The 7,487-nt window shown below is 58.9% G+C and carries 9 protein-coding genes; 2 read left to right on the forward strand and 7 right to left on the reverse strand.

Annotated features, from left to right (window positions below; genetic code table 11):
* Nucleotides 1–12 precede the first annotated feature (12 nt).
* The 6 genes from phnK to phnG are packed head-to-tail and all read right to left on the reverse strand — an operon-like array spanning nt 13 to nt 4,355.
* On the reverse strand, nt 13–783 hold the full coding sequence (gene phnK / locus GS620_RS13945; RefSeq protein WP_171616419.1) for a phosphonate C-P lyase system protein PhnK: 771 nt from the start codon (nt 781–783) through the stop codon (nt 13–15).
* The gene (locus tag GS620_RS13950; protein ID WP_171616421.1) at nt 780–1,640 is read right to left on the reverse strand and encodes an alpha-D-ribose 1-methylphosphonate 5-phosphate C-P-lyase PhnJ; all 861 of its coding nucleotides are present in this window, start codon (nt 1,638–1,640) and stop codon (nt 780–782) included. The genes phnK and GS620_RS13950 overlap by 4 nt, the downstream gene beginning before the upstream one ends.
* Nucleotides 1,637–2,233, reverse strand: coding sequence for an HAD family phosphatase (locus GS620_RS13955; protein WP_171616424.1), 597 nt, complete (start codon nt 2,231–2,233; stop codon nt 1,637–1,639). Before GS620_RS13955 ends, GS620_RS13950 begins: the two co-directional genes overlap by 4 nt.
* Nucleotides 2,230–3,318, reverse strand: coding sequence for a carbon-phosphorus lyase complex subunit PhnI (locus GS620_RS13960; protein ID WP_171616426.1), 1,089 nt, complete (start codon nt 3,316–3,318; stop codon nt 2,230–2,232). Before GS620_RS13960 ends, GS620_RS13955 begins: the two co-directional genes overlap by 4 nt.
* A gap of 3 nt (nt 3,319–3,321) precedes the next feature.
* Nucleotides 3,322–3,897 carry a phosphonate C-P lyase system protein PhnH gene (gene phnH / locus GS620_RS13965; protein ID WP_171616428.1) on the reverse strand — a complete coding sequence of 192 codons (576 nt, stop codon included), beginning with the start codon at nt 3,895–3,897 and terminating at the stop codon, nt 3,322–3,324.
* Entirely contained in the window at nt 3,897–4,355 is a 459-nt protein-coding gene (gene phnG, locus GS620_RS13970; protein ID WP_171616430.1) for a phosphonate C-P lyase system protein PhnG, read from the reverse strand. Before phnG ends, phnH begins: the two co-directional genes overlap by 1 nt.
* A 103-nt stretch (nt 4,356–4,458) precedes the next feature.
* Between phnG and phnF the strand changes: the two genes are divergently transcribed.
* Together phnF and rpe are read left to right on the forward strand one after the other, a co-directional pair.
* Complete coding sequence (gene phnF / locus GS620_RS13975) at nt 4,459–5,169, forward strand: phosphonate metabolism transcriptional regulator PhnF (RefSeq protein ID WP_171616432.1); 711 nt, start codon at nt 4,459–4,461, stop codon at nt 5,167–5,169.
* Nucleotides 5,170–5,338: 169 nt separating this feature from the next.
* The gene (rpe, locus tag GS620_RS13980; RefSeq protein WP_171616434.1) at nt 5,339–6,028 is read left to right on the forward strand and encodes a ribulose-phosphate 3-epimerase; all 690 of its coding nucleotides are present in this window, start codon (nt 5,339–5,341) and stop codon (nt 6,026–6,028) included.
* A gap of 332 nt (nt 6,029–6,360) precedes the next feature.
* On the opposite strand, the gene GS620_RS13985 is transcribed toward rpe, so the two are convergent.
* The gene (locus tag GS620_RS13985) at nt 6,361–7,308 is read right to left on the reverse strand and encodes an aldo/keto reductase (protein ID WP_171205559.1); all 948 of its coding nucleotides are present in this window, start codon (nt 7,306–7,308) and stop codon (nt 6,361–6,363) included.
* Between the last annotated feature and the right edge of the window lie 179 nt (nt 7,309–7,487).

The following is a 7,487-nucleotide window of genomic DNA, read 5'->3' on the forward strand; positions in this document are numbered from 1 at the left end:
TTCCCCAAAGCCTCAAACCTGCAAAACGCTGGATACCAGCAACTGCGTATAGGCATGTTGCGGGTCGTCCAGCACCTGATCCGTCAGCCCGGCCTCGACCACGCGGCCGCTTTTCATCACCATCAACCGGTCCGCCAGCAGACGCACCACGGCAAGATCATGGGTGACGATGATCGCACTCAACCTCATTTCACGTACAAGTCCGCGCAACAAATCCAGTAAACGCGCCTGCACCGACACATCCAGACCACCGGTCGGTTCGTCCATGAACACCAGCCGAGGACCTGTCACCAGATTGCGCGCAATCTGCAAACGTTGCTGCATCCCGCCTGAAAACGCGCTGGGGCGGTCATCGACGCGGCTCTCGTCAATCTCGACCCGGCCCAGCCAGTCAATGGCCTTGCCCCGAATGCTGCCATAGTGGCGACCGCCGACAGCCATCAGCCGCTCGCCGATGTTGCCTCCGGCGCTGACAGACATCCGCAATCCGTCGCGCGCGTGTTGGTGGACAAAGGCCCAATCGGTGCGGCTCAGCATCCGGCGCTCTGGCTCGGACATTGTGACCGTATCGACCGGGCCGTCTGCACAGGTATCAAAGATCACCTGCCCGGCATCCGGCTTCAGAAGGCCGGCCATACAGTTGAGCAAGGTTGACTTGCCCGACCCACTTTCACCAACGATTCCCATCACTTCTCCGGGGAAGAGATCAAAATTCACATCCGCACAGCCGATCCGGCGGCCATAGCTTTTCTCAATGCCTTTGACTTGCAACAGAGGGGTCATTGCGCGTTCTCTTCAGCCAATCGATCCGCGTAACCCGCCTCGCGGCGTGACCGGCAGTAATCCGTGTCGGAACAGACAAATATCCGGTTGCCCGCGTCATCCGTGATGACCTCGTCCAGATAGCTGTCTTCGGCCCCGCACAGGTCGCAGGGATGATCGGCCTTGGTGGCCTCGAACGGGTAGTCCTCGAAATCGAGGCTAACGACTTTGGTATGCGGGGGCACCGCGTAAATCCGCTGCTCGCGCCCGGCGCCAAACAGCTGGATCGCGTCCATCTCAAGCTTTGGATTGTCGAATTTCGGAATTGGGGACGGGTCCATGACATAGCGTCCAGCCACGTTCACAGGATAGGCATAAGCGGTCGAAATCGCTCCGTGCTGACTGATGTCCTCGTACAATTTCACATGCATCAGCCCGTATTCCTCAAGACTGTGCATCTTGCGCGTCTCGGTCTCGCGCGGTTCCAAAAAGCGCAAAGGTTCGGGAATCGGCACCTGATAAACGATGATCTGGTCTTCGCGCAGTTTTGCCTCGGGGATGCGGTGGCGGGTCTGAATGATTGTGGCCTGTTCCGTCTTTTCCGTGGTGGCGACGCCTGCGGTGTTTTCAAAGAACTTGCGGATGGATACGGCGTTGGTCGTGTCGTCTGCGCCTTGATCGATCACCTTGAACGTATCCTCGGGCGTCAACGTCGCGGCTGAAACCTGTACGCCCCCGGTACCCCAGCCATAGGGCATCGGCATCTCGCGGCTGGCAAACGGCACCTGATACCCCGGTATGGCCAGGCCCTTGAGGATCGCCCGCCGGATCATTCGCTTGGTTTGTTCGTCCAGATAGGCGAAATTGTACGCGCTCATAAGCAGCCTCTTTCTGAAAGAGCGCGTTCAAGCGCGTGCGGCGCGGTGAAGTGGATCCCATCCATGCCCACCGCACGCGCGCCTTCGACATTGTGCGGCCCGTCATCGATGAAAATGCAGTTCTCGGGTGAAAGCCCGGCCCGCTTGCACAGCAGATGGAAAATCTCTGGCTGAGGCTTCAAAAGCTTCTCCTGCCCCGACACGACGGTGACACCAAACACTTCGCCCAATTCAGGATGTGCCCCCACCCCGACAGGCCAGGTTTCCGCTGACCAATTGGTGATCGCGTGAACCGGAGTGCCCTTTTCTTTCAACCGATAGAGCACCTGCCAGGTCCCCTCGATCTTTTGCGGAACGGTTCTGGCATAACGTTCAACGTAAACACTGAGGCGCTGCCGATCTTCCGCATTATCCAGTTCAGCGGCCAGATCGGCGAACATCTCTCCTCCATCGGCCCTCAGGTTGCGTTCGGGGAATTTGATGCGCGTCAGGAACTCTGCCACCGCCTCGCGGCTGCCCATCTCCTCCAGCCATGCCAGATGCGGATCCCACTGGACCAGCACGTTTCCGATATCAAAAACGACGGCTTTCATTCCACGGCCTCCTCTGACATGCGCTCTTGGGCCTTTCGGCACAGTTTGCGGAGCAGTTCCAGCTCGGACTGGAAATCGACGTAATGCGGCAGTTTGATATGTTCGAGAAAGCCGGTAGCCTGAATGTTGTCCGCATGGCTCAGGACAAATTCTTCATCCTGCGCGGGCGCGCCCACGTTGTCTTCACCCAACTCTTCCCACCGCAAGGCCCGATCGACCAGTGCCATCGCGATGGATTTTCGTTCAGACTGGCCAAAGACCAGCCCATAGCCGCGCGTGAACTGCGGCGGTTCCGTTTTCGAACCGGTGAACTGGTTCACCGTTTCACATTCGGTCAGCTCGACCTCGCCGATATCGATGGCAAAGCCCAGCTCGGGGATGTCCAGCTCAACCACGACCTTGCCGATACGCAATTCTCCGACAAAGGCGTGGTTGCGGGCGTAACCGCGCTGGGTCGAATAAGCCATGCCCAGCACAAAACCCTCGTCCCCACGGGTCAACGACTGAAGGCGCACCGGGCGGGTGGACGGGAACTCCATCGGTTCACGGGTCAGGTCGCCCGGAACGTCATCGCGGGCCGGTTCATCCTGAATGATACCCTCATCCTTCAGGAATGCGGTAATATGTGGCGTCGGTTCCAGCCGCACGGGGCCTTCAGGCGCCTTTGGAACTTCGCCCTCGGCCGCCAGCTTGAAATCCAGCAGTCGGTGGGTGTAGTCGAAGGTTGGCCCCAGAACCTGACCACCGGGAACATCTTTGAACGTGGCCGAGACCCGGCGATCACAGGCCATGTCGCCGGTTTTGACGGGATTGGAACAGCCGAAACGAGGCAGGGTCGTGCGGTAAGCGCGGACGAGGAAAATCGCTTCGATCAGATCGCCGCGTGCCTGTTTGATCGCCAGCGCAGCAAGGTCGGGATCGTACAGCGACCCCTCGGCCATGACCCGGTTCACCGCAAGGCTCAACTGTTCACGGATCTGCGCGAGGCTCAGTTCCGCGACATCTGTCGCTCCGCGGCGTTCTTCGGCAAGCCACGCGTGGGCATTTTCGATGGCTTTTTCGCCCCCTTTGACCGCGACATACATGGCTTACCCCCTGGACCTGATTTGCGTGCTACGCGGCAGAGCCGCGACCGCCTCACCGCAGGTGAAGAAAAAATCACACCCCAAAGGGTAAAGCAGCGCATTGTTCTGAAGAGCCTGAACATCCGGCAGAGAAAGCCGCGCCGTGTCCCGGATGCCGGGGCCGCTCAGAACCGCACCGTTCTGCTCCAGCCGCCTGCATTCCACAACAAGCGTCGCGGACCGGTCCGGGTATTCCGGCGTCCCGATACGATAGGTTTTGAGCGGCGCCAATGCATCCCACGTGCCAAGGGCAAAATCAGCCTCTTCCGCCGCCACTATCGGTGCACCCGTGTGAAAGGTCAGCCATTCGCGCACCGAACCGGTATCGGCTTCACCCGCCAGGTGAACATTTGTCTCGGCGTCGCAAAGCGTCAGAAGCAGCGTGCCAGCCGCGACGGACAAGGGCGCAGGTGGTTCACAGCCAGCCAGCGCGCGGATTTCACCCGGACGCGCCATGACGGTCATGGCCGCGCGGAATGCATGTGCCGCATCGACAGCTGCGTCTTGAAAGCCCCCCGAGAACCGCATTTGATCAGGCATCAGTCTTCCCCCCGAACCAGCGTGAAAAACTCGACCCTGGTGGCTGCCGCCTTTGCGGCGCGCGCTGTCTTGATCGACTGCATTTGCAGCCTCAGCGGATCAAGCAGCCGTGTCTGCAAATCATCAGCAGCGGCCGTCTGCATCATCGCATCAATCAATGCCGCGGCTTCTGCCTTGGATTTCGACCTGCCCTGAACATATCCGTGACCGACCGTACCATCCTGCAACACGACCGAGCAGCGCGTAACGGTCATTTCACCCAGGTTGAACAAAGCGCCGGTCCCTCCGATGCGGCCACGCACCATGACACCACCCACCTCGGGCCTGCGCAGCCATTCGAAACTCGGGCAGTCCTGAATGCCGTCCCACAGCGTCATCAGGGCGACGTCCGGCGCGCGCGCCAGCAGACCCATCCAATCCTTCCGTGCCTTGATCCCGATTTCCGTCTGGTTTGCCATCAAAGCCTCTTGGACAGGTTGTCTAGGTGAACTATACAACTAGACAAATACTAACTGACAGGTTGTCAAAATGCAATCTGCGGCCGTTTGAAGGTTTGGTGAAATGAGCAAAACGCCGATCTGGAAAAGTATTGCCCTGCGCCTGACGTCGGACATCGCCGAGGGACGATATCAAACCGGAGATCGCCTACCGACCGAAGCCCAGCTGGCCGCCACCTATGGCGTCAACCGCCACACTGTGCGGCGCGCTTTGGCTGACATGTCTGATCAGGGTCTGGTACACGCTCGGCGCGGTGCGGGCGTTTTTGTTGCGGCACGGCCAACGGATTATCCGATCGGCAAAAGGGTGCGCTATCACAAGAACATCTCGGCCAGCGGCAAGATGCCGGGCAAGAAAATCCTGGCTTTGACCACGCGCGTCGCCGATGAAGCCGAAGCCGAAGCCCTGGGCCTGAACAAGGGCGATCCAGTGCACGTCTATGACGGATTGTCCCTGGCGGACGGGCAACCCATAGCCCTGTTTCAGAGCGTTTTCCCCGCGGAACGGTTTCCTGATATCTTGCAGGCTTTGACCGAAACCCAGTCGGTGACCAAAGCGCTGCACGCCTGCGGCGTCAGGGATTACGTCCGCGTGTCGACTCGCCTGACCGCGCGCGGGGCGACCGCCACGCAGGCTCTGCAACTTCGATTGTCTGAAGGTGCTCCTGTTCTCTTCTCGATCGGCGTCAATGCCGACCCGGATGGACGACCAGTCGAGTACGGCCGTACAGTTTTCGCGGGTGAGCGTGTAACGCTGACCCTGAGCGAGGCATAAGCCAACAAGGCTTCTCAGCCGCTTCCGACCGCCGGTCCGAGGCCTTACTCCATTGGGTCAGATGCCACGCGGTGAGAGTTTTGTGCCGGCACAGCGTTTGCGGGGGCTATCCATCCCACCGGCTCACAGGTATACGCATCCGCGACTCTTCAGCTGATACGAGGCCACCATGAGCTTTGACCGCAACATCAAGATCGCGCCGTCTATCCTGTCCGCCGATTTCGCCAATTTCGGGCAGGAAATTCAGGCCATCGAGGCACAGGGCGCAGATTGGGTTCATGTGGACGTGATGGACGGCCATTTCGTTCCAAACCTGACCTTTGGCCCTCCAGCCGTGAAAGCCTTTCGCCCGCATGTCAAAACCGTCATGGATGTGCATCTGATGATCACGCCGGTCGATCCCTACATCCAGGCCTATGCCGATGCCGGAGCGGACATTCTGACCGCACATGTCGAAGCTGGCCCCCACACCCATCGCACCTTGCAGGCCATTCGCGGTGCCGGAATGAAAGCCGGCGTTGCCCTGAACCCCGGCACCCCAGCCGAAGCGGTCGAGCATCTGCTGGACCTCACGGATCTGGTTTGCGTGATGACCGTGAACCCCGGCTTTGGGGGCCAGAAATTCATCGACATGACCGGCAAGGTCAAAAAACTGCGTCAGATGATCGGTGATCGTCCGGTGCATATCGAGATTGACGGTGGCGTCGACCCGAAAACCGCTCCGCTTGTGGCAGCGGCAGGTGCGGATGTGCTGGTGGCCGGTTCCGCGGTATTCAAGGGCGGATCGGTTTCAACCCCACAGATCTACGGAGACAACATCCGTGCCGTCCGGGCAGCTGCTGAATCAGCGCTGTCCTGATTTGCAATCACCGGCGGCTGTTAGCAAGACTGTCAGCCGCCGGTATGGATCGCAGCCCTTGTCAAACAAGGACTTAAGCCCGCGCGGAACACGCCCAAATAAGGCGCTCTGCCCGTTTCCTTGACATTGCGGTTGAGAGGATGACAGACGCGCATCACCACCCTTCATCAAACCCAATTGGCGGGAAACATCCCACCTTGACGTTCTTGTTGAGAACCCGCGTGTATTGGTGAGGTTCGCAGGACTTGGCAGGGGGCGAAATGCGACCAGGACCCCAATACGGTTTGTAAAATGGGTGATGAGCCACCGCGCAACGTAAAAACCGATAGACCCTACCCAGTTTCAGGATCGTTTTGGGATTGACCCAGTTCCGCCAACTCGCTCCAAACCGCATCCGGAATAGCCCAGTTGGCCCATTCGAATGTTTGGTCCACATGTTGCGGCCATGTCGCCCCGCAGATTGTTGAAGCAATGTCTGCGTTCTTGACTGAGAACTGCAACGCAAGCGCCCCCAACGGTACATCGTAACGAGAACAGATACTCTCAACTGCACGAACCGGGCCCAGAACGGCTTCGGTCGCCTGCTGATAGACGTAATAATGATGAGCAGAACTTCCCTTGGCCAGAATGCCTCCGGAATAGGGCGCCGCATTCAGAACCGCCACACCATTGGACCGCGCAAGCTCGATCATTGGAGCGGAGTTCACGTTGACCACTGTATGCCTGTTGTGTGTCAGAAGGACGTCAAACTCACGATCACGCAGCATCGGCATCAGGACGTCAATCCGGCCGCCTGCAAGCCCCACTGCCTTCGCCAGACCTTCTTCCTTGATCCGGAACAGCTCATCAAGTGCACCGCCGGTGCCGGTCACCTCCGAAATATCTGCAGCGTATTCGGGGTCATGTAGATGGAGAATATCCACCCGTTCCACCCCGAGGGCCTGAAGACTTGCTTCAAGTGACCTTCGCGCTTGTGTCGCATCAAACCTGTTGCTCTCCATGTCCCGGTCCAGTTTCGTAGAAAGAACCCGGCCTTCAGGCCACCCCCCCAGTTCACGAATGACTTGCCCGATACGCTCTTCACTTCGACCCATCGCGTACCCACGCGCTGTGTCAATGAAGCCATCCGGGCGCTGGAGAATTGCCCTTATTGTGTCCAGCGCACGGCCTTCGTCTACCTCGTAACCATATATCTGAGGTATGCTTCCCAGACCTGTTGAACCGAACCCTATTTGCGGCAGCCTGACTCCAGTCCGGCCGATTTCAACATGCTTGGTCATCCCACCATCCTCCCCTACAGGACATTTCTGACTGCAATTTTGTCGAGGGTCGCCGTTCAACGCAAGCTTGGCGTATTGGCTTGCTATCTCGAAATCGAGGGAAGCATGGCATTTGAATCCTAACAAAAAAGGCGCCCCGCGGGGCGCCCTTTCCGTCTGATCATTCGCTTGCGCGAATT

Source organism: Ruegeria sp. HKCCD6428 (assembly GCF_013110595.1).
Taxonomy (GTDB): domain Bacteria; phylum Pseudomonadota; class Alphaproteobacteria; order Rhodobacterales; family Rhodobacteraceae; genus Ruegeria.